Genomic DNA, 24,262 nt, shown 5'->3' on the forward strand with positions numbered 1-24,262 from the left:
GTTTTAACCGGTCAGCAAAAACACTAGCGCATGGCCGCTATCCGATCTAGCGGCATGTTGTCAGACCTAGGTCGAGGGGGATCGGGCTCTCGGAGATGCTTAACGCGCGCATCGATGCGATCGCCGCATCAATTCGTGGCAATCAATTCGCACTCTGTCCCTTAGCGTCCGAGCTGACATGAAAAGACGCCGAACTCTCGCTTCAGCGGGTCCGAAGGCTGGCATTGAAGGCCTTCGATCGGCTGTCCCCTGCGATCAATCGGACACCAGGATCCACCGGTGCTGGCCCAGTTGATCCCGCGATCGAAAAACGTCGGTGCATCGAACCTGGCCTCGATCGCCGTTTGTCCTTCGGCATCGACGAAACCCCAATGCTCGCCCGATTGAGCCGGGACCAGGCCGTCCCCCATGCGAATGCCGATCCGTCCGTCCCTCGGCTGGATCAGCCATGAGCCGTGCGCATCGAGGACGCCGCGCCTGCCGCCCTCAAAGGCCATGGCCATGCCGGAGGCGATATGGCAGATGCGTTCAAAGTGCTGCCCGGTGATCCAGGCGCCGTTCGAAGGATCGATGATTCCGTTTCTTGCCCCAATGCGCGCCAGAACCGGACCGTCGGGAGAGCCCGGCGAGATCGCATCGAAGCTCGGTTGGACGGCCCAGCTGCCATCGGACTTCAGCAACCCGATCTTTCCACCCACGTTCGCAACCGCGAGGGAGGCGAAGAAGCCGCCCGTACGATCGAACCTCTGCGCCGTAATCGGTGTGAAATCGCTCGCCACATAGATGGACTCGTCGCCAGTCCTGAGGACGTTCGGCATGTCACAGGACACCGGCGCCTGGAGTTTGCCCTGCGGAGGCTCGATCGGCTTGCCGTTCGCGCTGAAAATGTGGGGCTTGTCGTCGATGCTGCCGATGATACGTCCATCGCTGCAGAACCTCGGGATGTAGTCGAAGGTCGGAGCGATGACGAGCTGGGCGTTTTCGTCGAGCACCCCTCGCTTCTTTTCGCTCGTGACGATCCAACGCGACTTCGGGATAGCGCCGCCCCATATCGCCTCGTATTGGGGCTGGACGACCCACGCGCCGGAACGATCGATCAAGCCGTAAAGCTTGCCAATCCGGGCTACTGTCATCGATGCGCCGGCCGCAAAGTTTTGCAAACCATCGTATTTCGGTTCGATCTTGAAGCGGCCCGAGCTGTCGATGAAGCCCCAATGGTCATCTATCTTGGCCGTCGCCGTCCCGTCGACGAACACACCAAGCTGCTGGAATTTCGGTCCGATCTCCCAGCTCCCGTCGGGGCGTATCACGCCCCACCCCGAATCGGTTCTTGCCAGCCTGAGCGCCGTGCCCTCGGTGTCATAAGGAAGGGTCGCATCGAGCGACGGCGGAACAAGCCAGGCACCGGAGCGATCAACGAGGCCCCATCTGCCCACGGCGCCGACTGTTCTGGTGGAGGCGTCGCCGACGATCTCAAAAATACCTTCCCTGAACCGCTCCGTGCCTGCGATGCCTTCGGAGGTGGTCCTGCCTTCGGTGACAAGGAAGACATTTTCGGTGAAGGGAATGATGTAGCCGAACTTCGGCTCGAGCACCGTCTTGCCGTCAAGGTCGATCAGGCCGGACCGGCCGCCAATGTCGATCTGCGCAAAGCCGTGAGAGAATCGATCCGCAATCGCATATTGCGGCTTCGCGATCACGCGGCCGCTTGTGTCGACATAGCCGTAGCGGCCGTTCGATCGTACCAGCGCGCGCCCTTCATGGAAGCTATCGACCCAATCGAATTTCGGCGACACGGCAAGCGTGCCGTCGCGGTTCACCGCGCCGCAGAGGCCTTGCGAAAACCCGCACGAGGGGAGTGGAAACGAAGGGGGCGGGCCGAAACCGTTCGCGCCCTGGTTCGCGCGAGATACCTCGGCGTCGAAAATGATCTTCCCGGCAGGCAGGAGTGGAGCGGACGGGCGATCGGCAGACGTCGTTGGCGAATTGTCCTGCGCGCGCAGAGTGCTCGTGAGCGTTGCCAAGATCAGAGCCGCACTCACGGTGGCCACCCGGCATCTTCCAAAGCTTCCCATAGGGCGATGTCTCATCCCGCTTCAACCTCGGGTATGATATCATCGTGGCAAAATGCGGACGGCTCTTGTGCCATGGCGCAGGCATTCCGCCTGCGCGATCCGGTCGGACCTAGTTGGACTTCGCGCCCTCCTTCGCGTTCTCCGCGGTGGGCGATCCCTCCGGCGCCTGCCGCTTTCCGCCGGTGATGCGCTGCTTGAGCAGGTCGAGGAAAGGAGACGCCGCAGGCGACTGGCGGATCAGGGCCTCGGGATCGGGGAAGATCAGCGGATCGTCCCACGGACCCTGCACCATGAAGGGCAGTTGAAAGCCTGATGTCGTGTTGAGGCTTGCCACACCCTTCATGTCGTATTCGCGGGTCGGCACCGACGCGGTGCCGGTCAGCGTGATCTTCGTCGAAGGTCCCTCGATGCGGATGTCCTCGGCGGTGGCGATCCCGTCGGCAAATTTCACGGCAATAGTGAGATTATCGTAGGGCGTCGAGCCGTTGCGGAAATTGCCGCCGCCGGACAATGGCCGGCGCTCCAGCCGCTTCAGCAACTGCTCGGCATTGAAGCCTGCGATCGCGCCGTCATGCCCGGTCACAGTGGCGGTGCCGTCGAGCGACTGCACCAGGCCGAACGGGCTCGAGCCGGAAGCGAGGAGGGACACGTTGATATTGCCCCGGCCGGACAGCTTGTTGAGGCCGAACAGTTCGGAGGCGCAGGCCTGGAGGTCGACGTCGATGAACTGGAATTGCGCCTTGATGTCGGCAACCGTGTCCGCGCGCGAGATGCCGAACGAGCCCTTGGCGATGCCGCCATAGACCTGCGCCTCGCCGACCGAGAGCGCCAGCGTGCCGTTGCGCAAGTTGGCGCCGATCGCGGTGCGGCCGAGCTTCGAGGGACCGACCGTCAGCTTGGCGGCCGAGAGGCGCATGTCGAGGTCGGTGCTCGAAAGCCCGTTGAGATCGAACAGCTGCCTGTTCCAGTCGCGCGCGCCGCTCGCGAGCAGGCGGAAGGTGGAGATATAAGGTGTGAAGTCGAGCGCGTCGGCGGCGAGCGTCGCCTGCAGCGTCTGCCGGCCGTTATTGGCGTAGGTCATGACGCCTTCGGCGGTGTTGCCGTCGAGCTCGACATTGACATTGGTGAGCGCGATCGAGGCGCCGACGACATTCGCGCGCGCCTTCAGCGCGAAGCGGCCGAAGCCGCCACTGCCGGGCTGCGGCTGGCCGGTCCAGCGCAGCGCGTTGCGCAAGGAGGGGCTATCGATAGTGAGCGTACCCTCCATCATCGGGCTGGTGCGGTTGGCGACGCTACCGTCGAAGGCGAGCTTGAGCGGCGCGCTGGCGATCCGCGCCTTCAGGCCCGAGCGGTCGCCCGAGAGCGCGGCGACGAAATCGGCAAAACTGATCGAGCCGTCGACGCGCTCGCCGCGCCAATCGAACTGTCCGGTCGCGGCAAAGGAGCGCGAGATCGAGGGCCAGGCCAGCGACAGGTCGATGTCCTCGAGCTTCTCGGTGGCTTGCGTGGCCGCGTCCTCGTAATTGAGCACGCCGTCCTGGATCCTGATCTCGGAGAACGAGACCTGGCTGTCGGCGCCGGGCTTCATCGTCCGCGCAATGGTCTGGATGAAAGGTGTCCAGTTGCTCTCGCCGTCCGGCTTCAGGCTGACATGGATGTGCGGCCGTAGCAGCGTCAGGTCGGCGATCTCGAACCGTTGCAGCAGCAAGGGCAAGAGCCTGAGATTGGCGGTGAGCACGTCGACATGGAGCGCGGGGTCGGCGGTGCCGCCACCCTTCAGGCCAACGTCATGGAAGGAGATGTAGCTTGCCGGCAGCACGGAAATGTCGATGTTGCCTGCCACGCTGAGCTCGAGCCCGGTGACGTCGCGGATCTGCGCTTCCACTGCCTTGCGCAACGCGTCGCGGTTGATGAGCCAGGAGGTCGCCAGCAGGGCGATCAGCACGACGCCGAGCAGCGCCGCGATCGGCGTCCCGAGGCGCTTCATTCCTTGGGCCATGGTCAATGGCATGTCCTGATCGGGTTGGTCGCTGGAGCCAGAAGGGCGGAGCGGGAAACCTGCGCGCCCCCACGCCCAACCCCCGCAACTTGATGGGTTTTCTTGTCGCTTTCAAGGCCGCGGACGGGTCTGCCCACGGCGTGGGCAGCTTCTACCACCGGCTCCCCGAACGGAGAACCCCGTATCATTGACGGCTTCGGACGATTTCGCCTAATAATCGCCGCCAACAAGGCGCGACGCCTGCAGGCCGCAGCTTCAGTCGAGGGTTTTTTGCATGAACAAGGTCTATCCCGACGCCAAGTCGGCTCTTGAGGGCGTTCTCAAGGACAACATGATGATCATGTCGGGTGGCTTCGGCCTCTGCGGCATCGCCGAGGTGCTGTCGGATGCGATCCGCGACTCCGGCGTCAAGGGTCTGACCGTTGTCTCCAACAATGCCGGCGTCGATGGCATCGGGCTCAGCCGCCTGCTGGAAACCCGCCAGATCAAGAAGATGATCTCGTCCTATGTCGGCGAGAACAAGCTGTTCGCCCAGCAATTCCTTGCCGGCGAGCTGGAACTCGAATTCAACCCGCAGGGCACGCTGGCCGAGCGCATCCGCGCCGGCGGCGCCGGCATCCCGGCCTTCTACACCAAGACCGGCGTCGGCACGCTGATCGCCGAAGGCAAGGAAGTGAAAGAGTTCGACGGCGAGAAGTATCTGATGGAGCGCGGCCTATTCGCCGACCTCGCCATCGTGCACGCCTGGAAGGGCGACACCGCCGGCAACCTGATCTACCGCAAGACCGCGCGCAACTTTAACCCGATGATGGCGACCGCCGCCAAGATCACGGTGGCCGAGGTCGAGCATCTGGTTCCCGCCGGTGAACTCAATCCCGACCATGTCCATACGCCGGGCATCTTCGTGAAGCGCATCGTCGAGGTCGGTACCGCCCAGAAGCGCATCGAATTCCGCAACACCCGCCCGCGCACGGCAGCTTGAGATCAGGAGAATAAGATGGCCTGGACCCGTGAACAGATGGCCGCGCGCGCCGCGAAGGAATTGCGCGACGGCTACTACGTCAACCTCGGCATCGGCATCCCGACGCTGGTCTCGAACTACATCCCCGACGGCGTCGACGTCAGCCTCCAGAGCGAGAACGGCATGCTCGGCATGGGCCCGTTCCCCTATGAGGGCGAAGAGGACGCCGATCTGATCAACGCCGGCAAGCAGACCGTGAGCGAGCTGCCGTCGACCTCGTATTTCTCGAGCGCGGATTCCTTCGGCATGATCCGCGGCGGCCACATGGATCTGTCGATCCTCGGTGCCATGCAGGTGGCCCAGAACGGCGATCTCGCCAACTGGATGATCCCCGGCAAGATGGTCAAGGGCATGGGCGGCGCGATGGACCTCGTCGCCGGCGTCAAGCGCGTCGTCGTGGTGATGGAGCATTCCGCCAAGGACGGCGCCAAGCTCTTGAAGAAGTGCAATCTGCCGCTGACCGGCGAGCGCGTGGTCGACATGGTCGTCACCGATCTCGCCGTGTTCACCATCGACAAGCACGGTGACGGCGGCATGGCGCTGATCGAGCTCGCCGACGGCGTCACGCTCGACGAGGTCAAGGCCAAGACCGAAGCCGAATTTCGCGTCGCGCTGAAGAACACGTAAGGTCTTCGCAGAGGGGGCGTGCATGACGATACGGTCTGCGCGTCCCGAAGACGCGGATTTCATCGCAAGAATTATTCTGTCATCAATGCGCGGCTATCGGCCGCGCGGCTGGTTCGACGTTGCGCTCGGCTGGCCTGAAGCACAGTGCCTGGATTTCATCGCGCGCATCGCCGCCCCGCACGCGGCAGGGCGGCGAAGGTGACTGGATGATCGAGTATGTTGCGACCGATCCCGCCTATCGTGGCCGCGGTCTCGTGCAAGCGCTGATCGCGCGCGCTCTGGATCAGGGACGGGCGGCCGGATTTAGGCGGGTGACGATATCGTTCCTGATCGGCAACGAACCTGCCGAGCGCGCCTACGCCAAGGCCGGCTTTGTGTTCGCTGAAGAGAAGCGCGATCCGGCCTTCGAGGCGATCATCGGCGCGCCTGGCTTTCGCATGTTCGCGCGCGCGATTTGATCTCGCGGCGCCAGCGTTGACGGTTGATAGCGTAACATGCGCCTCAACCTCGTCATGGCGAGGAGCGAAGCGACAAAGCAATCCAGACTGTTTGCGCGGAAAGATTTTGGATTGCTTCGCTCCGCTCGCAATGACGGCGAGTAGCCCGCATGAACGAAGCGATATGGGGACCTTCCGGCGTGAACGGCAAATCGTTCGCGTCTTTGGCTGTGCTTAATTTAAATGATTGGATGCCTTAATTAGAGAAGCTGGATCGCAATCCAGACCGTGCCCCAGATCGCGAGCGCCAGCACGGCGAAGACGGCGGCCACGATGGCCAACACGCGCACGAGATGATTTGCGCCGGCGGCAGGCGCGACGGGGACGGGACGGAAATCGTCGAAGCGCGGGATGGGGCCGCGAATACCGGCAAGCCAGAGAACGATATCGAGCGAAAACGACGCCATGGCCTGTCTCCCAGGGGCGCGATGATCAATCGTCACCATGGCGCCAATCCGGCGCTCAGACTTTGAGCAAGCGCAAAGGTGGCCCGCGCGAAAGCGGGTAATCTAATGCCATCCGGGGCTTGCCAGTGACCGCAAGCGGCATCAATTTACCAACGGGTAAGATATGAGGACTGACCTCGCAGCGAGCTATGGCGAAGAGAGGTTGCCGCGCTACACGAGCTATCCGACCGCGCCGCACTTTTCGCCGGCGGTCGGCGCCGACACCTACGCGCGCTGGCTGTCCGAGCTCCCCGCCAATGCCAGTGCATCGCTGTATCTGCACGTGCCGTTCTGTCGCGAGATGTGCTGGTATTGCGGCTGCCATACCCAGATCGTCCGCCGCGACGGGCTGATTGCGGCCTATCAGGGGACGTTGCGAAGCGAGATCGCAGAGGTCGCCAACACCATCGGCCGACGCATCAAGGTCGAGCACATCCATTTCGGCGGCGGCACGCCGACGATCATGGCGCCGGAAGCCTTTGCCGAGTTGATGGCGGCGATGCGTCATGCCTTCTTCGTGCTGCCCTCGGCGGAGATCGCGGTCGAGATCGATCCGCGGACGCTAGCCGCCGAGATGGTGGAGGCCATGCGTCTCTCTGGCGTCAACCGCGCCAGCCTCGGCGTGCAGAGCTTCGATCCCGTCGTGCAGCGCGCGATCAACCGCGTGCAGAGTTTTGAGCAGACCGCCTCCGTCGTCGACATGCTGCAGCGCGCTGGCATCAAGGGGATCAATTTCGACCTGATCTACGGCCTGCCGCACCAGACCATCGCGTCCTGCCTGGATACGGTGCGGCGTTCGCTCGCGCTCGCGCCGGCCCGCTTCTCGGTGTTCGGCTACGCGCATGTGCCTGACTTCAAGAAGCACCAGCGCATGATCAATGAGTATCATTTGCCCGACGGCCTTGCGCGTCATGACCAGGCCTGCGCCATCGCCAACGCGCTGAAGGAGGCGGGCTATGTGCAGATCGGGCTCGATCATTTTGCGCGGCCTGACGATGCGATGGCCGTGGCGTTCGAGCAGGGGACGCTGCGGCGCAATTTCCAGGGCTATACCACCGACCAGGGCGAGGTCCTGCTCGGCTTCGGCGCCAGCGCAATCGGGCATCTGCCGCAGGGCTATGTCCAGAACGAAGTACAGATCGGTGCCTATCAGCAGAGCATCGCGGATGGCTGTCTCGCCACTGCGAAGGGCTATGAGCTCACCGACGACGATCGGCTGCGCGCCGACATCATCGAGCGCATCATGTGCGAATTCGGCGCCGATCTCGGCGACATCTGCGCGCGTCATGGTGCAGATCCGGAGGGGATTCTCAGGTCTGCGTCGCGCCTGAAGCCGCTGATTTCGGACGGCGTCGTCAGGCTGGACGGCGGCCGCCTCGCCGTCGCAAACGACTCGCGCTTCCTCGTCCGCAGCGTTGCGGCGGCGTTCGATGCGCATCTCGATCCAGGGAAGCAGTTGCACAGTCGGGCGGTCTAGGGCCAGCGGCCGCTTGCAGATTTGCAAGGTCGTCCGCGAAGTCGGCCCCTTCGAGCACGCCTGATTCGGGTCTGAGCTTAAGCCGCGGTGGCCGGCGCTACGGCGGCCGGCTGCGCCAGCGGCCGCACGCCCCGCCGCCAGTCGGTGATGGTGCAGCCGAAGCGACCGCGGAACCAGCGGGCCATGGCGCTCTGCGCGGAGAAGCCAAGCTGTGCGGCGATATTCGCCAGCGGCCGGCCGGGGTCCTCGATCAGCTGGATCACGAGATCGGCGCGCTGCGCGTCGAGGATGGCCGAGAAGCTGGTGCCGGCGTCAGCCAGGTGCCGGTGGATGGTGCGGCGGGTACAGCCGAGATGCTCGGCCACGCGTTCGACCGTGCAGTCGCCGCTCGCGAGCAGGATGCGCACGACCTCGTCGACCTTCTCCTCCCAGCTGGCCGGCCGGTTTTCGATCGCCTCGATCCGCTTGCGCAAATAATTCGCGATCAAGGGATGCGCGCTCGGAATCCGCCGTTCCATGTCGTGGGCCGACAGCAGGATCGAATCCTCTTCCGCGTTGAAGATGACGCGGCAGCCGAAGAAGTCGCGGTAACGCTTGCGGTCGTGCGGCGGCGGGTAGTGCAGATGCACCTCCTGCGGCCGCCAGTCACTTCCGAACAGCGACTGGATGATGCGATGAATGCTGCCCAGCGCCATGTCGATCGACTGGCGCGGGGCCGTCGGCTGCCGCCCGCGCAGATGCAGCGTGACGGTCACGGTCTGCTTGTCCCTGACGACGTCGAGCTTCATGCCCTCGTGATGAACATGGATGAAGCGGGAGAAAGCTTCGATCGCCTCGCCGACGGTTGCCTGTTCGCGCACGATCAGGCCGACCGCGCCGAAATTGGTCAATCCGCCGCTCTCGGCGAGCCGCAAGCCGAAATCTTCGGCACCGGACTCCGCTGCCGACAATTCGAGCAGGCGGCGTAAGGCTGTGACGGCAATGGGCGTATCGGGCTTGTCGAGGATGGTCAGCGGCAGTCTGACCTTACGCATCATCTGTCTGGGGTCGAGCCCGACCGATCGGGCGACCTCCGGGTAGTAGCTCAAGCCTGCGCTGCGAATGAGGTCGGTCATGCGACCCGTTCCTGTCAGCCATTCCCGCAGATGTCCCGAAATGTAAAGTTTCTGTCCCGATCCGTCAAATCCGGGAACACGGCGGAACATACATAAGGAAGAACGAAGCACTGGCGCGAATGCCGTGCTCATGACGGCACAGCAGGGCTGTGGGCCTCGCGGCCGTCGCATATCATTTGACCAAGACATTGCTGGATCGGGATTATGCCGGGGAACATGCTTTCCAAGGGTGAGGTATTTGTCATTGAAACCGACGCTGTCTCCCGCGAACAATTGTCCAACGCGCTTCAACAGAGCGCCTATGACGTGATCTGCTTCGCCGACGGCGCATCGCTGCTATCGGAAGCCAAGACCCGGATGCCGGCCTGCGTGCTGCTGGAGATGCCGCCGGATCGCTCCGCCCTCGACGTGCTCAAGCGCCTGCGCGAGGAGAATTGCATGGCGCCGGTGCTGGTGACCGCTGCGAACGGCAGCATCGCCATGGCGGTCGATGCCATCAAGAGCGGCGCGGCCGATTTCATCGAGAAGCCGTTTCGCACCCACGACGTCGTCGGCCGGATCGATGCCGCGATCGACGAATCCGTCCGGTCCGATTCGAGCCGGCAGCGCTGGCTGCCCGGCTGCGAACCCCTGACGGCGCGCGAAGGCGATGTGCTCGCGCATCTCGCGGCCGGCCTGACCAACAAGGAGGTCGCCCGGCGGATGCATCTGAGTGCGCGCACGGTCGAGGGCTATCGCGCCAGCATTTTGAAGAAGGCCGGCGCCCGCAACGTGACGGATTTGCTCCGCCGCATCTTCGGTCAGGGTTCGCCCAGTCAGGTCTGAGGCTCGAAGTCTGAGGTTTGCCTCTTAAGCGTCGGTTGTGCCGCGGCGTGGTGACGCGTTCCGCGGCCATGGTGCCGCCGCAGCCGCGCCCAACGGAAACCCCAATCGAACCGGTTCCTTCCCTGCCGCGTCTCACCACGATGGCGTGGCATGTTTTCGCGCGTCCGGCTGGCGGCGCGGCGATATCGGCAGGGAGAAATTTGATGCGTACGATCGCAAGATGTCTGGTGACGACGAGCCTGGTCCTGGTGACCGCAGCACTCGCCGTGCCCTCATGGGCCGCCGATGTGGACGCCACGTCGGCCATCGACACCGTCACCGTCTATCCCGATGGCGCCACCGTCACCCGCGTGATCGCGATCGACCTCGCCTCCGGCGACAGCACACTGGTCGCTAAGGATTTTCCGCTCTCGCTCGATCCGTCCTCGCTCCGCGTCGAGGGCGAGGCGAGCGCCAAGCTCACCATCGGTACCATCGATGCACGGCCGCCGCGCGCGGCGGCGCCGGTCAATCTGCCCGAGCTCGACAAGCGCATCGAGGCGCTCAAGGACGAGCGTGCCGACCTGCAAGGCGCGATCGATGCGGCGGCGGCCCGGCGCAAATTCGCGCAGCGCTTCGCCGAAGCTTCTCCCGCCGGCCTCGGCGAGAAGGGCGAGGCGCGCCCGATCACCGAGTGGCGCGCGGCCTTCACCGCCGTGGCCGAGGAAGTCGCGGCCGCTGAAACGGCGATCCGTGATGCCACACGAAAACAGCGCGAGATCGATCGCCAGATCGCGCAACTCGAAGCCGACCGATCTGCCAAGCCGCCGAGCAAGCTGGAGGTGCGGATCGACGTCGCCTCGGCAGCCGCGACCAAGGCGACGCTGCGGGTCACCTACGCCGTGCGCAATGCGCGCTGGTTGCCGCTCTACGATGCCCGGCTCGACACCGGTGCCAAGGACCGCAAGCCGCAGCTCGAGCTGGTTCGCCGCGCCGAGGTCACGCAATCGACCGGCGAGGACTGGACGAACGTCACGCTTGGCGTTTCCACCGTCCGTATCGCCCGCGGTGGCAGCGCGCCGGAGTTGGGCTCGCTGGTGGCGCAATATCCGCAGGTGCCGAAGCCGCGCGCGCTGGGCTCGGTCGCGGATACTGCCGTGCCAGCGGCCGCGCCAATGCTGCGAAAGATGGAGGCGGCACGAAGCAGGGAGGAATTTGATCTGCCGGCCCAGCGTGCCGACGAGCAGCAAGCCGTCGCGGAGGTCGGCGACTTCCAGGCCACCTTCAAAATTCCCGGCCGCGCCAGCCTCGGCGCAGCCGAGGGCGCCAAGAGCCTGCGCATTGCTTCGATGAGCGTGCCCGCCGATCTCGCGGTGCGCACCGCGCCGGTGCTGGACCCCACGGCCTTCCTCGAAGCCAGCTTCAAGCAGACCGACGACACGGCGCTCCTGCCGGGCAAGGTCGCGATCTACCGCGACGGCGTCTTTGTCGGCCGCGGCAAGCTTTCGGCCTCGGCCAAGGACGACATCGTGCGGCTCGGCTTCGGCGCCGACGACAAGGTCAAGGTCGAGCGCGCAGTGCTCAAGCGCAACGAAGGCTCGGCCGGTCTGATCGTGACGTCGAAGACCGACGAGCGCGCGTTCAAGACCACCGTCCGCAACAGTCACGACTTCCCGATACACGTCGCGATCGAGGACCAGCTGCCGGTCAGCGAGAATGACGAGATCGTCGTCGAGATGCTGCCGGCGACCACGCCGCCCACGGCAAAAGATATCCGTGACAAGCGTGGCGTGCTGGAATGGTCGTTCGACGCCAGGCCCGGCGAGGTCAAGGACATCAACTTCGCCTGGCGCCTCCGCTGGCCCAAGGACAAGAGCGTGGTGATCGTGCCGTCGGGTTAGGGCTCCGCTTCACCTCGCCCCGCTCGCGGGGAGAGGTCGGCGCGAAGCGCCGGGTGAGGGGGACTCTCCGCGAGTCCATCTGTCATCGAATTTTGCTGAAGCAGCCCCTCACCCCAACCCTCTCCCCGTAAGAACGGGGAGAGGGAGAGAAAGAGCGCTGACTCACTTCGCCTTCAGGAAATCCGCGACGTCAAGCAGGACGAACTCGTTGTCGTCGGCCTTGTTGGGGTCGCGGCTCGACGAGAACGGCAAATTGTTGTCGTTGCCGACAATGATGTGGGTGTCGTCGACGCGATCGACGTTCTCGATGGTGAAGAACGGGAAGGTGTAGACGCCGTCATTGAGCGGCTTGCGCGCCTTCTTGTCGGGGTCCTGGATCTTCATCAGGTCGATATAGCCGATCTTGCGCACGGGCTTGCCGACATTGGCGTCGGTCAGCTCGATCTTGTAGACGCGTTTGAACTTGGCGACGTCAGGGAAGCAGTTCTCGCCGCGGGTGCCCTGAGGGCAAGCCTTGTCGGACGTGCCTTCGCCATTGTCGCGCTCGATGACCAGGCCCGCGCTCGGGTCGATCATGTTGAAGTCGCCGATGGCGTTGCCGTTCTGCTCGAACACATATTGCCAGTAGCGGCCGGTGAATTTCTCAGCAGTGACGTCGAATTCGAGGATGCGGGAAGCTTCCTTGCCGTCGACCCGCTCCCAATCCTTCTTGTCGGCATCCCACAGCGGGCCTTCGAGCAGGCCGTAGAGGAATTTGCCGTCCTTGGAGGAGGCAAAGCCCTCAAAGCCCTTGGAGCGGCGCAGGTTGACGTTGGTGTAGGTCGCGCCGGGCGCGCCCGGCGACTGCACCGCCCAATGGTCGGGCGAGCGCACCGGCTTGCCGTCGGCGATGGTCTCGAACACAGCGAGGATCTTGCCTGATTTGTCGGCCTTCAGGATGTAGGGCCCGAACTCGTCGCCGATCCAGAAAGTGTCGCCGATGATCTGGAAACCTTCAGTGTCGAAGTCGGCGCCAGTGAGATAACGCTTCTCGGTGTCCTCGTGCACGATGCGAAAAGGCACCTTCTTGTCGGGATCGTGCAGGAAGATGGTCTCCTCGCGCTCGATGTTGCCGCTGGCCCAATCCATCTTGTAGCGATTCAGGTACAGCATCGAGTCCGGCGAGTTGGCGCGCGAGCCCATGCCGTTGTCGGTGATGACCCAGAAGCTGCCGTCGGGCATGGTCTTGATGCCGGAATGGCCCTGCAGCGGCTGGCCCCTGAACGGCAGCGAGATGCCGGTCGGGCGCTCAAAGGATTTTCCCATCACGGTGCCGAGCGCGTCGACGCGCTTGCCGGTGGTGTATTTTCCCGAGGTCTGGAGATCGGCGGGCGCATCGGCCGGCGCGTCGATGAAGGTCGCGGCTGGCATCACCACGTGGCCGGCGAGTTTGGCCGGGAATTCACCCTCACTCGCTGCAAGCGCGGTGCTCGCGGTGAGAATGATCGTTGCGACGGTGCTGAGAAAAGTCGCGCGCATGTGCGTCTCCTGTTAGTGGACGACGCCTTATGCGGATCGCACATTGCAATATTGTGAAACCGGGCCAAACGCCGCAGGCGCCGGTTACTCCTTTACCGCGCCGGTCAGCGAGGAGACGTAATAGTCCACGAACAGCGAGTAGAAGATCGCAACCGGCAGCGAGCCGAGCAGCGAGCCCGCCATCAGCGCGCCCCATTGGTAGACGTCGCCGGTGACGAGCTCGGTCAGGATCGCGACCGGCACGGTCTTGTTAGCGCCGCTCTGGATGAAGGCGAGCGCGTAGATGAACTCGTTCCAGGACAGCGTGAAGGAGAAGATGCCGGCCGAGATCAGGCCGGGCACCGCGAGCGGCAATGTGATCCGCCGCAGGATCTGCAGCCGCGTCGCACCGTCGACGAGTGCGCATTCCTCGAGCTCGTAAGGGATCGACTTGAAATAGCCGATCAGGAGCCAGGTGCAGAACGGCACCAGGAAGGTCGGATAGACCAGGATCAGCGCCAGCGGCGAATCGAACAGGCCGAACTGCACGACGACGGTGGCGAGCGGGATGAACAGGATCGACGGCGGCACGAGGTAGGCGAGATAAATGCCGAGGCCGACATAAGGACTGCCGCGGAAGCGCAGCCGTTCGATCGCGTAGGCGGCGAGCGTGCTCGCGATCAGCGACAGCGTGGTTGCGCCGATCGCCACCAGCATCGTCGTCCACAGCCAGCGCGGATAGGCGGTGTCGAACAGCAGGTGCTTGATATGCGCCAGCGTTGGCGAGGTGATCCAGAACGGGTTGTGCTCCCGGTAGTTCATCAGCTCGGCGTTCGGCTTGAACGACGTGATCGCCATCCAGTAGAACGGAAACAGCAGGATCAGCACGAAGCAGCCGAGCGGCAGATAGATCATCATCAGCCGCCGCAGCCCGGAATCCCAGGCCATGGTGTCGGGCGCCGCTTTGGCGTTGGCCACTGTGGAGACTTGCGCGACGGTCTCAGTCATTGGCCTCTCCCTGCTGCCATTTGCGGCGTGCCAGGCCGAAATAGGAAAACAGCGTCGCGAACACCAGGAACGGGATCATCGACACCGCGATCGCGGCCCCTTCGCCGAGCTCGCCGCCGGCAATGCCGCGCTGGAACGCCAGCGTCGCCAGCAAATGCGTCGAGTTGCCCGGCCCGCCGCGGGTGATGGCGTAGACCAGCTGGAAGTCGGTGAAGGTGAAGATGATCGAGAAGGTCATGACGATGGCGAGGATCGGCATCATCATCGGGAAGGTGATGTAGCGGAAGCGCTGCCAGGCGCTGGCGCCGTCGAGCATGGCGGCTTCGTAGAGCGAGGGCGAGATGGTCTGAAGCCCCGCCAGCAGCGAGATCGCGACGAAGGGAATGCCGCGCCAGATGTTGGCCGCGATCAGCGAGAATCGCGCCGGCCAGGGCGAGCCGAGGAAGTCGACATTGCTTGTGCGCCAGTGCAGCACGTCGACCAGCAGGTAGGAGATGATCGAGAATTGCGGATCGTAGATCCACCAGAACGCCAGCGCCGACAGCACGGTCGGCACGATCCAGGGCAGCAGGATGATCGCGCGCAGCAGGCTCTTGAACGGAAAATGGTTGTTAAGCAGCAGCGCCAGCCAGAAGCCGAGCGCGAACTTCCCGAAGGTCGCGATGGCCGTGTAGACCACGCTGTAGAACACCGCGTTCCACCACAGGGGATCTGTGAGCAGGTACTGGAAGTTTTCCAGGCCTATGAACTCGCCCTTCCGGCCGATCGTGGTGTCGGTGAAGGCGAGCCAGATGCCGAGTCCAAGCGGATAGGTCAGGAATACCCCGAGCAACCCAATCGCAGGCGCGAGGCACATCACGACCAGGAACGGCTTGTAGTCGAACAGGCGCACCAGCCAGTTCGGTTGCCGCTGCAGCAGGGCGGGGGAGGAGAGTGTGGTCACGGACATAGGGCGTTGTCCTGTCGTTGAAGGTCACCATGCCGTCATTGCGAGCGAAGCGAAGCAATCCAGTCTGTCTCTGCAGTGAAAGTCTGGATTGCTTCGTCGCAAGTGCTCCTCGCAATGACAGTCGCTTTGCCGTCGGCCGTTACTTCTGCCGCCTAAAATACCGCTTGCAGCGCTGCTCGGCTTCTGCGGCGGCGGCCTCCGGCGTGGCCGCGCCGGTCGCGACCGACGCGAACATCTGGATCAGCACGTAGTCGGCGCTGACGGCGCCAGTCGCCGTCGAGATCGGACCCTTGTAGCCGTCGTAATAGATGCTGTTCATGGTGTCTTTGAAGATCTTGACCTTGGGGTCTTGCGACCACACGGCGGCGTCGGCATAGGCCGCGAGCGGCTGCGCCCAATAGCCGGAGTTGGCATTGAGCCACGGCTCGTACTGGTCCTTCTCCAGCATAAATTGCAGGAAGGCCTTTGCGGCGTTGGGGTACTGGCTGTGCTTGAACACCATGGCGTTCAGCGTCAGGCCCGCCATAGGAGAGATCTTCGCCACGCCCTTCGGCAGCAATTGATGCTCGCTGTCTTCGGCGATCGCCTTGGTCGCCGGGTCGTTCTTCAGCGAGAAGTACAGCGAGACGCCGTTGGCGGTCAGCGAAATCTCCTGCGCGGCGTAGGCGCGGTTGTTGCTGACGTCATTCCATGACGTCGTGCCGGCGATGAAGGTCGGGTAGATCTGCTTGACCCAGTTCAGCGCGGCGATCGTCTCCTTGCTGTTGATGGTGAGATTGCCCTCTTCATCGAGCAGGGCCGCGTTGTGCGACCACAGCGCCCAGTTCGCGAACCCGTTGCCGTCGCCCTTGGCGTTGCCGAGCGCGAAGCCCGCCGGCTTGCCGGCCTTTTGCAGCTTCTGGCAGAGGCCGAGGATGCCGGCATGGTCTTCCGGCACCTTGTCGAAGCCGACCGATTGCAGGATCGACTTGCGGTAGATCAGGGGACCGCCGGAGGCGCCGAACGGCAGTCCGATCCAGGTGTCGCTCTTGTTCTTCTTGCCGTAGCGCTGCGCCAGCGGCAGCCAGCCGCCGTAACGTTTGCCGGCATAGTCGGCGACGTCGGTCAGCTCGATCAGCTTGTCGATATAGATGTGCGGCGCATCGGAGAAGCCGATGATGATGTCGGGGCCGGCGCCGGAATTGGCGGTGACCGCGGTCTGCTGGTTGATGTCCTCCCAGCCGACGAAATCGACCTTGACCTCGACGCCAGTCTCCTTGGTGAACTTGGCCGCATTGGCGCGGAACACGTCCTCGTCGGCCTGGACGAAGCGCACCGGCCGCAGCATGCGGAGCGATGCGCCTTTCTCGATCGGCAGTTTCGGTGCGGGGACGTCGGCAGCCTTGATCGTGGATTGAGCGTGCGCTGCAACACCAGTGGCAGCGACCGTTGCAGCGGACAGGCCCAGCGCCAAGGCATCACGACGTGTGATGTCGTTCCTCATCAGTTCCTCCCTATGATGTCTCCCTTCCCGGCGTTGATCGCCGGTGAAGGGCCGTTTCGTTCTTTTGCCGGTCTTTCGGCGCGCTTTGCGCCGGCCGCCTTAGCTGTTCGGGCCGCGGTCCATGCTGACGGGTTGCCAGCGGCGGAGCGCGGTGTCTTGCAGCACCGACGGGTTGACGCAGCTTACCGGCCACATGCCCTGAAGCACCAGTGACAATTCGTAGCCCACCCGGCGCTTGCGTGCCTCGTCGAACCGTGCCGAGGCCGAGGCGACATGGGCGGTCAGGGTCACGTTCTCCATGCTGAGGATGGGGTTGTTGTGCGACGGCGGTTCTTTCTCCAGCACGTCGAGGGCGGCATGCGCGATCCAGCCCTCCTGCAGCGCCTTGATCAGGCTCTCCTCGTCCACGGTGGCGCCGCGCCCCGTATTGATGAAGATCGAGCCTTTCTTCATCTGCCGGAAATGCTTCTCGGTCAGCATGTGATGCACTTCGGGCCGCGCAGGCGCATGCATCGAGACGAAGTCGGATTGCGACAGCACCTCGTTCAGCGTCGCCGGGATGACGCCGTGGTCCCACATCAGCGTTTCCTGGATGAAGGGATCGTAGGCCATCATGCGCAAGCCGAACGGAGCTGCGCGCTTCGCAACGGCACGCGCGACGCGCCCGAACGAGACGAAGCCGAGTGTCTGGCCCATCAGCCGCGGGACTTTCAGCAGCGCCGGCCGGCCTTCGGCCCAGCGGCCGGTGCGCACCATCCTGTCCTGCTCGACCAGGCGGCGAAAGCCGGCGAGCAGCAGCATCATGGCGTGGTCGGCGACCTCCTCGATGAAGGTGTCGGGGATGTTGGTAACGGGAATGCCGCGCGCTGTCGCGGCCTTCACGTCGACACTGTCGACGCCGACCGAGCCGAGCGTGATGACCTTGCAGCTCTCGAGTGCGTCGATGATCGACTTGGTGATCGGGATGCCTTTGGCGTAGATCGCGTCGGCGTTCTTGGCGGCGGCGATGAACTCCGCCTCGTTGGCCGGCGCCTCGACGATCTCGGCATCGATCGGATCGAGCGCTTCGCGCTCGTAGGAGTAATCGCTGCCCGCGACCGTGAAGCTCGCGCCCTTCGGCGTCACCACCCTGTATTTCGGCATTTCCTGCTCCCGATTTGGTTTGTCGGTTCTTGTTGCGACCCGCACCTTTGGGCGGGCCTTTGCGTCTTTTACGCGAAATCGGCGCGGTCGCGTACAATTCCCGGTTGGTGCTGTCGTGATTATTTGCCGGTTTTTCCGGCATTGTCCGGGCTACTACGGAGGCACGTAAGGAACTTGCTAAGGGGTCCGACACTAAAAGTTGATTCAATTTCGATCAATTGACTCGCGCGCCCGCATCCCTTTGTCCCCGGAGTCCACCCCGTGAAGTTGAGCAATCTGAAGATCGCCCCCAAGCTTGGCATCCTTGTCGGTGTCACCGTGTTCGGCCTGTGCATCTCCGGAGTCCTGGCCGGTTATTTGATGAAACGCGCCATGGTCGACGCGCGCATCGACCAGACCAAGTCGATCGTCGACCTCGGTCGTAACTATGCAGCCGCGCTGAAGAAGCGCGTCGATGCCGGCGAGCTGACGAAGGATGCGGCCATGGCCGAGCTTCGCCGCTACGGCAACGCGATGACCTATGACAACGGCTCGGGCTATCTGTTCGGCACGTCCTATGACGGCATCACCCAGCTCGCACCCGACCCCAAGCAGGTCGGCACCAATCGCATGGACGTCGAGACCAACGGTCGCAAGCTGTCCAAGGAGCTGATGGACGGCGTCAAGGCCAACGGCTCGATCCTGCTGTACTATGAATATGTGAAGCCCGGCCAGGAAACGCCGATCCGCAAGATCGGTTACGCCGTCGCCGTTCCCGGCTTCGACATGTATCTCGGCACCGGCGCCTATCTCGACGACATCGACGCCAAGATGGCACCGGTCTACTGGCTGCTCGGCCTTGCCATGCTCGGCATCGTCATCGTCGCCGGCAGCGTTGCCTGGTTGCTCGGCCGCAGCATCAGCGGTCCGCTGACGCTGCTGGGCTCCCGCATGAAGGATCTGGCTGACGGCAAGCTCGAGGGTGACATCCCCGGTGTCGGCCGCGGCGACGAGGTCGGCGCGATGGCCTCGACCGTCCAGATCTTCAAGGACAACGCGGTCCGTATCCGTGACCTCGAGAGGACCGAGGCCGAGGCCAAGGAGCGCGCCGCGTCGGAACGTCGCAGTGCGATGGAAGGCATCGCCAGCGACTTCGAACGCAGCGTCAACGGCATCGTCCGCTCGGTCTCCTCGGCTGCGACGGGCATGCAGGCCACGGCGCAGTCGATGACCGCGACCGCCAGCGACGCCAGCTCGCGTGCGGCCACCGTCGGTGCGGCCTCGCAAAGAGCCTCCGGCAATGTCGGCACGGTCGCGGCCGCCGCCGAAGAGCTGTCGAGCTCGGTTACGGAAATCTCCCGCCAGGTGACGCGCTCGACGGAAGTGGCGAGCCGCGCCGTCAGCGACGCCGAGCGTACCAACGCCACGGTGCAGGAGCTCTCGACCGGCGCCGAAAAGATCGGCGAGGTGGTCAAGCTCATTCATTCGATCGCGGCACAGACCAATCTGCTCGCGCTCAACGCCACCATCGAGGCGGCGCGTGCCGGTGAATCCGGCCGCGGCTTCGCCGTCGTCGCCTCCGAGGTCAAGGCGCTGGCCAACCAGACCGCCAAGGCCACCGAGGAAATCTCGGCCCAGGTCGCGGCGATGCAGACGTCGACCAGCGATGCGGTCGCAGCGATCGGCGGCATCACCCAGACCATCGCCGAGATGAGCGAGATCACCGCCGGCATTTCGGCCTCGATCGAGCAGCAGGGCGAGGCCACCCGCGAGATCGCCCGCAACATCCAGTCGGTCGCGGCTGGCTCGAGCGAGATCAACGCCCATATCGGCAGCGTCACCTCGGCCGCCGAAGCGACCGGCACCGCAGCCGCCGACGTGCTGACCAACGCCCGCGAGCTGGACAACCAGTCCGGCGCGCTGCGTAGCGCGGTGGACGGCTTCCTCGCCAAGGTCCGCGCGGCCTAAATTCTTGTGCTGAATTCGTAGGGTGGGCAAAGACGCGAAAGCGTCGTGCCCACCTTTCTTTTTGAGTGCGTGACAATCGATAGTGGGCACGCGTCCGTCGCGCGGAATTACTTCACCGCCGAGCCCTGGCGCGAGGCGATGACGACGCCGGCGAGCACCAGCGCGTAACCGATCAGGTGGAACGGCTGCAGTTTTTCACCGAGCAGGACGATCGCCATCGCCGAGCCGAACACCGGCACCAGATGGAAGATCGGCGCGGCGCGGTTCGGCCCGATCAGCGCGACGCCGCGGTTGAAAAAGAGATAGGCGAGCGTCGAGGGAAAGATCAGGATGTAGCCGAGCGTCATCAGCGTCACGCTGTCGAATTGCATGACATTGCCGGACCACACCTCCCAGACCGCCGTCGGCAGCAGCATCATGGCGCCGCAGCAGGTGGTGAAGGAGAGAAACGAGAGCTGGTGAACCTTCGGCCGGCGCGGGATGAAGGCGGAGTAGATCCCGAATGCCACCAGCGAGGAGGCGAACATGATGTCGCCCCGGTTGAACGAGATGCTTGCCAGCGCCGCAAGGTCGCCGCGCAGGATGATGATCAGCACGCCGATCAGCGAAATTGCGATACCGGCAAGCTGGCCGCCGGTCAACCTCACGCCGAACAACACAAGCGACCATAGCGCCACGAACAGCGGCCCGGCCGACTGGATCAGCAGCGCGTTCAGCGCCTCGGTATATTGCAGGGCCCAGTAGGAGATCGCGTTGTTGAAGGCAAAGCCGACCAGCGACAGGAACAGCATCAGCGGCAGGCTCTTGCGCAACGCAGGCCAGTCGCGCTTCAGATGCGGCCAGGAGAATGGCAGCAGGATCAGGAACACGCCGAACCAGCGGATCGTGGTCACCGTCAACGGCGGCACATGCGCGCCGACATGGCGTGCGAGCACGATGTTGCCGGCCCAGAACAGCGAGCTCAGGCTGAGCAGCAGATAAGGCTGGTTGTTGAGCCAACTGACCGGATTGAAGGCCTTTGGCGCGGGTGAAGCAATCGTCATTGGCGTTGAATACGAGCTTGCGCTGGATAGCTGTCGTGACACAAGTCACGCCACCGCAATGCTACAATGCAGGCAAGACCCGAGGAGGTGCCATTGGCGGTCAATATGTTGAACATTGTGGGCCTGGAACGGCTCGACCGGCATGCGCCGGTGGTGATGCTGAACCTGATGCGCTTTCACGAACGCTCCCGCGACGGCGACGGTTCGGGCTGGGATGCGTATTTGCGCTACAGCGCGATCACTGTGCCCATGATCAAGGCGCGCGGCGGCACGCTGTTATGGACCGGCGAGGCCAAGGCGATCGCGCTCGGCCCGCAGGCCGGCAACGACTGGGATTTCGTCGCGCTGGTGTTCTATCCGTCCGTCGCGGCGTTCCTCGACATGATGACGTCGGAGGCCTACGAGCGCGATGCCGATCCGCATCGCGTCAACGGCTGCGCCGAGCACGTCATCATCGCGACGAGCGAGACCTACAGCAAATTAAAGACGAAGTAGCGCGGCGTTGCGGCTCGCGCGGCGCGCGCCACCTTCTCCCACAAGGGGAGAAGGAAGAGGCTACGTCGTCTGCTTCCTTGACGCCGCGAACACGCCCGACAGCACCAGCGCGAAGCCGATGAAGTGGAAGGCCTGCGGGTGCTCGCCCAGGAGGGCCATCGCCATGATCGAGCCGAACACCGGCACAACGTGGAAGAACGGTGCAGCGCGGTTGGCGCCGATCAGTCTGACGCCGCGGTTGAAGCAGAGATAGGCGAGCGTCGAGGGAAACACCGCGACATAGAACAAAGTGAGGAGGTTCGGCCCGTCGAGCTTCATGACGGGACGCGCCGACAATTCCCAGATCTCGAGCGGAATGAGGCAGGCCGCCCCCGCGCCGAAGGTGAAGGCGAGGAACGACAGGCCGTGGATCGGCGGCCGCTTCAAGGTCAGCACCGAATAGAGCGCGAAGATGATCAGCGCGACGATGAAGATCAAATCGCCCTTGTTGAAGGCGATGTTCGACAGCGTGGTGATATCGCCGTGCAGCAGGATGATCAGCACGCCGCACATCGATAGAGCCACGCCGAAGGCCTGCGCCGCGGTGAGACGGATGCCGAGGATGACCAGCGACCACAGCGCGACGACCAGGGGCGCTGCCGACTGCAGCAGCAGGGTGTTGAGCGCCTGGGTATGCTCCAGCGCCCAATATTGCAGGGTGTTGAAAGCACCGATGCCGGTGATCGACAGCACGATCATCAGGCCGAGTTTCTCGCGGATCGCGGGCCAGTCCCGGGCGAGATGCTTCCAGGCGAACGGCAGCACCAGCAGGAAGGCGAAGGTCCAGCGCAGGAAGGACAGCGTCACCGGCGGGATGTGGCCGGCGGCGAGCCGCCCCACGACCGCATTGCCAGCCCAGCACAGCGCGGTGATGCTGAGCAGGAGATAAGGCTGGTTGGCAATCCAGTGCGGAGCGGATGCTTCGGCGCTCGTGGTCTGGCCGGTGGCGGACATTGTGATTGTTATGGCCCCGCGTCATACGCCTGAGCCTCCAGCCCGGCTCTGTCCGGGCCGGTCACGACCCGGCCCCGTTCAAAGACACGGAAATCGAGCTTGTATCAACGGGGGCGAGCGCATCGCGACCATGCAGCGGCCGACGCGGCCGCTAGCGCTTTGGTCGAGGTCGGCGCACCGCCTTGGAAGATTTCCGGATTTTCCGGGGATATCAAAGGCTTGGATCGGGCGTTGGGTCCTCAAAAAGCCCCGTTCTTGCTTGCTTAGAGAGGCTGCTTCCTTTATCCGGTTGGCTGCCTCGCATACGAACGGCCCTGGGCCGGGAATTGGGCTGGGCGCAGGCATGATCCCGGAAAAGTGGATACCGGTTTTCCGTTTGGATCATGCACTTACAGAGAGAATTCCTCGAAGGATTACCCGCGAATGGCCAATGTTGTCGTCGTCGGCGCCCAGTGGGGCGACGAAGGAAAGGGCAAGATCGTCGACTGGTTGTCGGAGCAGGCGGACATCGTCGCACGCTTCCAGGGCGGCCATAATGCCGGCCATACGCTGGTCATCAATGGTGAGACCTACAAGCTCGCGCTGTTGCCCTCGGGCGTGTTGCGCCCGTCGAAACTGGCGGTCATCGGCAACGGCGTAGTGTTCGATCCGCAAGCCTTCCTCGACGAGGTCACCAGGCTGCGCGGCCAGGGCGTCGCGGTCGGCCCGGAGAATCTGCGCGTCGCGGAAAACGTGACCCTGATCCTGCCGCTGCACCGCGAGCTCGATGCGCTGCGCGAATCGTCCAATTCGGCGACGGCGATCGGCACCACGCGCCGCGGCATCGGACCTGCCTATGAGGACAAGGTCGGCCGTCGCGCGATCCGTCTGATGGACCTCGCCGATCTCGACACGCTGCCGCACAAGATCGACCGGCTCCTTGCGCACCACAACGCCTTGCGTCGCGGCCTCAACCTGCCGGAGTTCGACGGCAACGATATCCTGAAGGAGCTGAGCGCGCTGGCGCCGCAGCTGCTGCCTTATGCGGAGACCGTGTGGCGTCTGCTCGATACCGAGCGGCGTGCCGGCAAGCGCATCCTGTTCGAAGGCGCGCAGGGCGCGCTGCTCGACGTCGACCACGGCACCTATCCTTACGTGACCTCGTCCAACACGGTGGCGGCGCAGGCCGCGACCGGAACGGGCATCGGTCCGAACGGGGTCGGCTACGTGCTCGGCATCTGCAAGGCCTATACGACCCGCGTCGGTCAGGGGCCGTTCCCGACCGAGCTCCTGAACGAGATCGGCGAGGAGATCGGCCGTCGCGGCCGCGAGTTCGGGGTCAACACGGGGCGCAAGCGCCGCTGTGGCTGGTTCGATGCCGTGCTGGTCCGCCAGACCGTGCGGACCTGCGGCATCAACGGCCTGGCGCTGACCAAGCTCGACATTCTCGACGGCTTCGATTCGATCGAGGTCTGCGTCGGCTATAGGCTCGACGGCAAGGAGATTGATCATTTCCCGGCCGGCGAGGGCGCCCAGGCCCGGGTCGAGCCGATCTGGGAGACCATCGAGGGCTGGAAGGAGCCCACCGCTGGCGCGCGGTCCTGGGCCGACCTGCCGGCCCAGGCCATCAAATATGTCCGCCGGATCGAGGAATTGGTGGGGTGCCCGGTGGCGCTGCTTTCCACCAGCCCCGAACGCGAGGATACTATCCTGGTGCAAAATCCGTTTGAGGCTTAACGATCTCTTACCGGGACGTGCGTATA

Annotated in this window: 21 protein-coding genes; 10 read left to right on the forward strand and 11 right to left on the reverse strand. The window is 64.0% G+C overall.

Annotation, left to right across the window (positions count from 1 at the left end; translation table 11 throughout):
• Positions 1–161: 161 nt before the first annotated feature.
• Together ACP2YP_RS07740 and ACP2YP_RS07745 are read right to left on the reverse strand one after the other, a co-directional pair.
• Positions 162–2,051: a WG repeat-containing protein gene (locus ACP2YP_RS07740; protein WP_426423422.1), complete on the reverse strand. Its 1,890-nt coding sequence runs from the start codon at positions 2,049–2,051 to the stop codon at positions 162–164.
• Between the two features lie 133 nt (positions 2,052–2,184).
• Positions 2,185–4,074 (reverse strand): AsmA family protein, encoded by a 1,890-nt coding sequence (locus ACP2YP_RS07745; protein ID WP_426426070.1) that lies wholly within the window; start codon positions 4,072–4,074, stop codon positions 2,185–2,187.
• Positions 4,075–4,348: 274 nt separating this feature from the next.
• Here ACP2YP_RS07745 and ACP2YP_RS07750 point away from each other — a divergent pair, with 274 nt between their 5' ends.
• The 4 genes from ACP2YP_RS07750 to ACP2YP_RS07765 are packed head-to-tail and all read left to right on the forward strand — an operon-like array spanning position 4,349 to position 6,180.
• A complete protein-coding gene (locus tag ACP2YP_RS07750) occupies positions 4,349–5,056 on the forward strand; it encodes a CoA transferase subunit A (RefSeq protein WP_426423424.1) in 708 nt (235 codons plus the stop codon).
• Positions 5,057–5,071: 15 nt separating this feature from the next.
• Positions 5,072–5,722 carry a CoA transferase subunit B gene (locus tag ACP2YP_RS07755; RefSeq protein WP_212298191.1) on the forward strand — a complete coding sequence of 217 codons (651 nt, stop codon included), beginning with the start codon at positions 5,072–5,074 and terminating at the stop codon, positions 5,720–5,722.
• A gap of 22 nt (positions 5,723–5,744) precedes the next feature.
• Positions 5,745–5,924 (forward strand): hypothetical protein, encoded by a 180-nt coding sequence (locus ACP2YP_RS07760; protein WP_426423425.1) that lies wholly within the window; start codon positions 5,745–5,747, stop codon positions 5,922–5,924.
• A gap of 4 nt (positions 5,925–5,928) precedes the next feature.
• Positions 5,929–6,180 carry a GNAT family N-acetyltransferase gene (locus ACP2YP_RS07765; RefSeq protein ID WP_426423427.1) on the forward strand — a complete coding sequence of 84 codons (252 nt, stop codon included), beginning with the start codon at positions 5,929–5,931 and terminating at the stop codon, positions 6,178–6,180.
• A 239-nt stretch (positions 6,181–6,419) separates the two neighbouring features.
• Here the strand turns inward: ACP2YP_RS07765 and ACP2YP_RS07770 are convergent, their stop codons facing one another.
• Positions 6,420–6,626, reverse strand: a complete 207-nt coding sequence (locus tag ACP2YP_RS07770; protein WP_426423429.1) for a hypothetical protein — start codon at positions 6,624–6,626, stop codon at positions 6,420–6,422.
• 163 nt (positions 6,627–6,789) lie between these two features.
• On the opposite strand from ACP2YP_RS07770, the gene hemN reads away from it, so the two are divergent.
• Positions 6,790–8,142, forward strand: a complete 1,353-nt coding sequence (hemN, locus tag ACP2YP_RS07775; protein WP_426423431.1) for an oxygen-independent coproporphyrinogen III oxidase — start codon at positions 6,790–6,792, stop codon at positions 8,140–8,142.
• Between the two features lie 77 nt (positions 8,143–8,219).
• Here the strand turns inward: hemN and ACP2YP_RS07780 are convergent, their stop codons facing one another.
• Positions 8,220–9,257, reverse strand: a complete 1,038-nt coding sequence (locus ACP2YP_RS07780; protein WP_426423433.1) for an AraC family transcriptional regulator — start codon at positions 9,255–9,257, stop codon at positions 8,220–8,222.
• Positions 9,258–9,461: 204 nt separating this feature from the next.
• Between ACP2YP_RS07780 and ACP2YP_RS07785 the strand changes: the two genes are divergently transcribed.
• Entirely contained in the window at positions 9,462–10,082 is a 621-nt protein-coding gene (locus ACP2YP_RS07785) for a response regulator transcription factor (RefSeq protein WP_426423434.1), read from the forward strand.
• A 203-nt stretch (positions 10,083–10,285) separates the two neighbouring features.
• Positions 10,286–11,962, forward strand: a complete 1,677-nt coding sequence (locus ACP2YP_RS07790; protein ID WP_426423436.1) for a mucoidy inhibitor MuiA family protein — start codon at positions 10,286–10,288, stop codon at positions 11,960–11,962.
• Positions 11,963–12,124: 162 nt separating this feature from the next.
• Here the strand turns inward: ACP2YP_RS07790 and ACP2YP_RS07795 are convergent, their stop codons facing one another.
• The 5 genes from ACP2YP_RS07795 to ACP2YP_RS07815 form a co-directional block, all read right to left on the reverse strand.
• Positions 12,125–13,480 (reverse strand): esterase-like activity of phytase family protein, encoded by a 1,356-nt coding sequence (locus tag ACP2YP_RS07795; RefSeq protein WP_426423437.1) that lies wholly within the window; start codon positions 13,478–13,480, stop codon positions 12,125–12,127.
• Positions 13,481–13,564: 84 nt separating this feature from the next.
• On the reverse strand, positions 13,565–14,467 hold the full coding sequence (locus tag ACP2YP_RS07800; protein ID WP_426423438.1) for a carbohydrate ABC transporter permease: 903 nt from the start codon (positions 14,465–14,467) through the stop codon (positions 13,565–13,567).
• Entirely contained in the window at positions 14,460–15,416 is a 957-nt protein-coding gene (locus ACP2YP_RS07805) for a carbohydrate ABC transporter permease (protein ID WP_426423439.1), read from the reverse strand. Before ACP2YP_RS07805 ends, ACP2YP_RS07800 begins: the two co-directional genes overlap by 8 nt.
• Before the next feature lie 139 nt (positions 15,417–15,555).
• Entirely contained in the window at positions 15,556–16,899 is a 1,344-nt protein-coding gene (locus ACP2YP_RS07810; RefSeq protein WP_426423441.1) for an ABC transporter substrate-binding protein, read from the reverse strand.
• A 99-nt stretch (positions 16,900–16,998) separates the two neighbouring features.
• Entirely contained in the window at positions 16,999–18,042 is a 1,044-nt protein-coding gene (locus tag ACP2YP_RS07815) for a C-terminal binding protein (protein ID WP_426423443.1), read from the reverse strand.
• A 261-nt stretch (positions 18,043–18,303) separates the two neighbouring features.
• Here ACP2YP_RS07815 and ACP2YP_RS07820 point away from each other — a divergent pair, with 261 nt between their 5' ends.
• Entirely contained in the window at positions 18,304–19,989 is a 1,686-nt protein-coding gene (locus ACP2YP_RS07820; RefSeq protein WP_426423444.1) for a methyl-accepting chemotaxis protein, read from the forward strand.
• 107 nt (positions 19,990–20,096) lie between these two features.
• Here the strand turns inward: ACP2YP_RS07820 and ACP2YP_RS07825 are convergent, their stop codons facing one another.
• Complete coding sequence (locus ACP2YP_RS07825) at positions 20,097–21,032, reverse strand: DMT family transporter (RefSeq protein ID WP_426423446.1); 936 nt, start codon at positions 21,030–21,032, stop codon at positions 20,097–20,099.
• 105 nt (positions 21,033–21,137) lie between these two features.
• On the opposite strand from ACP2YP_RS07825, the gene ACP2YP_RS07830 reads away from it, so the two are divergent.
• The gene (locus ACP2YP_RS07830; RefSeq protein WP_426423447.1) at positions 21,138–21,527 is read left to right on the forward strand and encodes a DUF1330 domain-containing protein; all 390 of its coding nucleotides are present in this window, start codon (positions 21,138–21,140) and stop codon (positions 21,525–21,527) included.
• Between the two features lie 60 nt (positions 21,528–21,587).
• On the opposite strand, the gene ACP2YP_RS07835 is transcribed toward ACP2YP_RS07830, so the two are convergent.
• Positions 21,588–22,520 carry a DMT family transporter gene (locus ACP2YP_RS07835; RefSeq protein ID WP_426423449.1) on the reverse strand — a complete coding sequence of 311 codons (933 nt, stop codon included), beginning with the start codon at positions 22,518–22,520 and terminating at the stop codon, positions 21,588–21,590.
• Between the two features lie 423 nt (positions 22,521–22,943).
• Here ACP2YP_RS07835 and ACP2YP_RS07840 point away from each other — a divergent pair, with 423 nt between their 5' ends.
• On the forward strand, positions 22,944–24,236 hold the full coding sequence (locus ACP2YP_RS07840) for an adenylosuccinate synthase (RefSeq protein ID WP_426423450.1): 1,293 nt from the start codon (positions 22,944–22,946) through the stop codon (positions 24,234–24,236).
• Positions 24,237–24,262: the final 26 nt, after the last annotated feature.

The sequence above is a fragment of the Bradyrhizobium genosp. A genome (assembly GCF_049949275.1).
In the GTDB taxonomy this organism is placed as follows: domain Bacteria; phylum Pseudomonadota; class Alphaproteobacteria; order Rhizobiales; family Xanthobacteraceae; genus Bradyrhizobium.

Excerpts from the sequence above, each read along its gene's own strand:
- ACP2YP_RS07745 (WP_426426070.1), bottom strand. The coding sequence starts at position 4,074 with ATGGCCCAAGGAATGAAGCGCCTCGGGACGCCGATCGCGGCGCTGCTC.
- ACP2YP_RS07750 (WP_426423424.1), top strand. The coding sequence starts at position 4,349 with ATGAACAAGGTCTATCCCGACGCCAAGTCGGCTCTTGAGGGCGTTCTC.
- ACP2YP_RS07755 (WP_212298191.1), top strand. The coding sequence starts at position 5,072 with ATGGCCTGGACCCGTGAACAGATGGCCGCGCGCGCCGCGAAGGAATTG.
- ACP2YP_RS07760 (WP_426423425.1), top strand. The coding sequence starts at position 5,745 with ATGACGATACGGTCTGCGCGTCCCGAAGACGCGGATTTCATCGCAAGA.
- ACP2YP_RS07765 (WP_426423427.1), top strand. The coding sequence starts at position 5,929 with ATGATCGAGTATGTTGCGACCGATCCCGCCTATCGTGGCCGCGGTCTC.
- ACP2YP_RS07770 (WP_426423429.1), bottom strand. The coding sequence starts at position 6,626 with ATGGCGTCGTTTTCGCTCGATATCGTTCTCTGGCTTGCCGGTATTCGC.
- hemN (WP_426423431.1), top strand. The coding sequence starts at position 6,790 with ATGAGGACTGACCTCGCAGCGAGCTATGGCGAAGAGAGGTTGCCGCGC.
- ACP2YP_RS07780 (WP_426423433.1), bottom strand. The coding sequence starts at position 9,257 with ATGACCGACCTCATTCGCAGCGCAGGCTTGAGCTACTACCCGGAGGTC.
- ACP2YP_RS07785 (WP_426423434.1), top strand. The coding sequence starts at position 9,462 with ATGCCGGGGAACATGCTTTCCAAGGGTGAGGTATTTGTCATTGAAACC.
- ACP2YP_RS07790 (WP_426423436.1), top strand. The coding sequence starts at position 10,286 with ATGCGTACGATCGCAAGATGTCTGGTGACGACGAGCCTGGTCCTGGTG.
- ACP2YP_RS07795 (WP_426423437.1), bottom strand. The coding sequence starts at position 13,480 with ATGCGCGCGACTTTTCTCAGCACCGTCGCAACGATCATTCTCACCGCG.
- ACP2YP_RS07800 (WP_426423438.1), bottom strand. The coding sequence starts at position 14,467 with ATGACTGAGACCGTCGCGCAAGTCTCCACAGTGGCCAACGCCAAAGCG.
- ACP2YP_RS07805 (WP_426423439.1), bottom strand. The coding sequence starts at position 15,416 with ATGTCCGTGACCACACTCTCCTCCCCCGCCCTGCTGCAGCGGCAACCG.
- ACP2YP_RS07810 (WP_426423441.1), bottom strand. The coding sequence starts at position 16,899 with ATGAGGAACGACATCACACGTCGTGATGCCTTGGCGCTGGGCCTGTCC.
- ACP2YP_RS07815 (WP_426423443.1), bottom strand. The coding sequence starts at position 18,042 with ATGCCGAAATACAGGGTGGTGACGCCGAAGGGCGCGAGCTTCACGGTC.
- ACP2YP_RS07825 (WP_426423446.1), bottom strand. The coding sequence starts at position 21,032 with ATGACGATTGCTTCACCCGCGCCAAAGGCCTTCAATCCGGTCAGTTGG.
- ACP2YP_RS07830 (WP_426423447.1), top strand. The coding sequence starts at position 21,138 with ATGTTGAACATTGTGGGCCTGGAACGGCTCGACCGGCATGCGCCGGTG.
- ACP2YP_RS07835 (WP_426423449.1), bottom strand. The coding sequence starts at position 22,520 with ATGTCCGCCACCGGCCAGACCACGAGCGCCGAAGCATCCGCTCCGCAC.
- ACP2YP_RS07840 (WP_426423450.1), top strand. The coding sequence starts at position 22,944 with ATGGCCAATGTTGTCGTCGTCGGCGCCCAGTGGGGCGACGAAGGAAAG.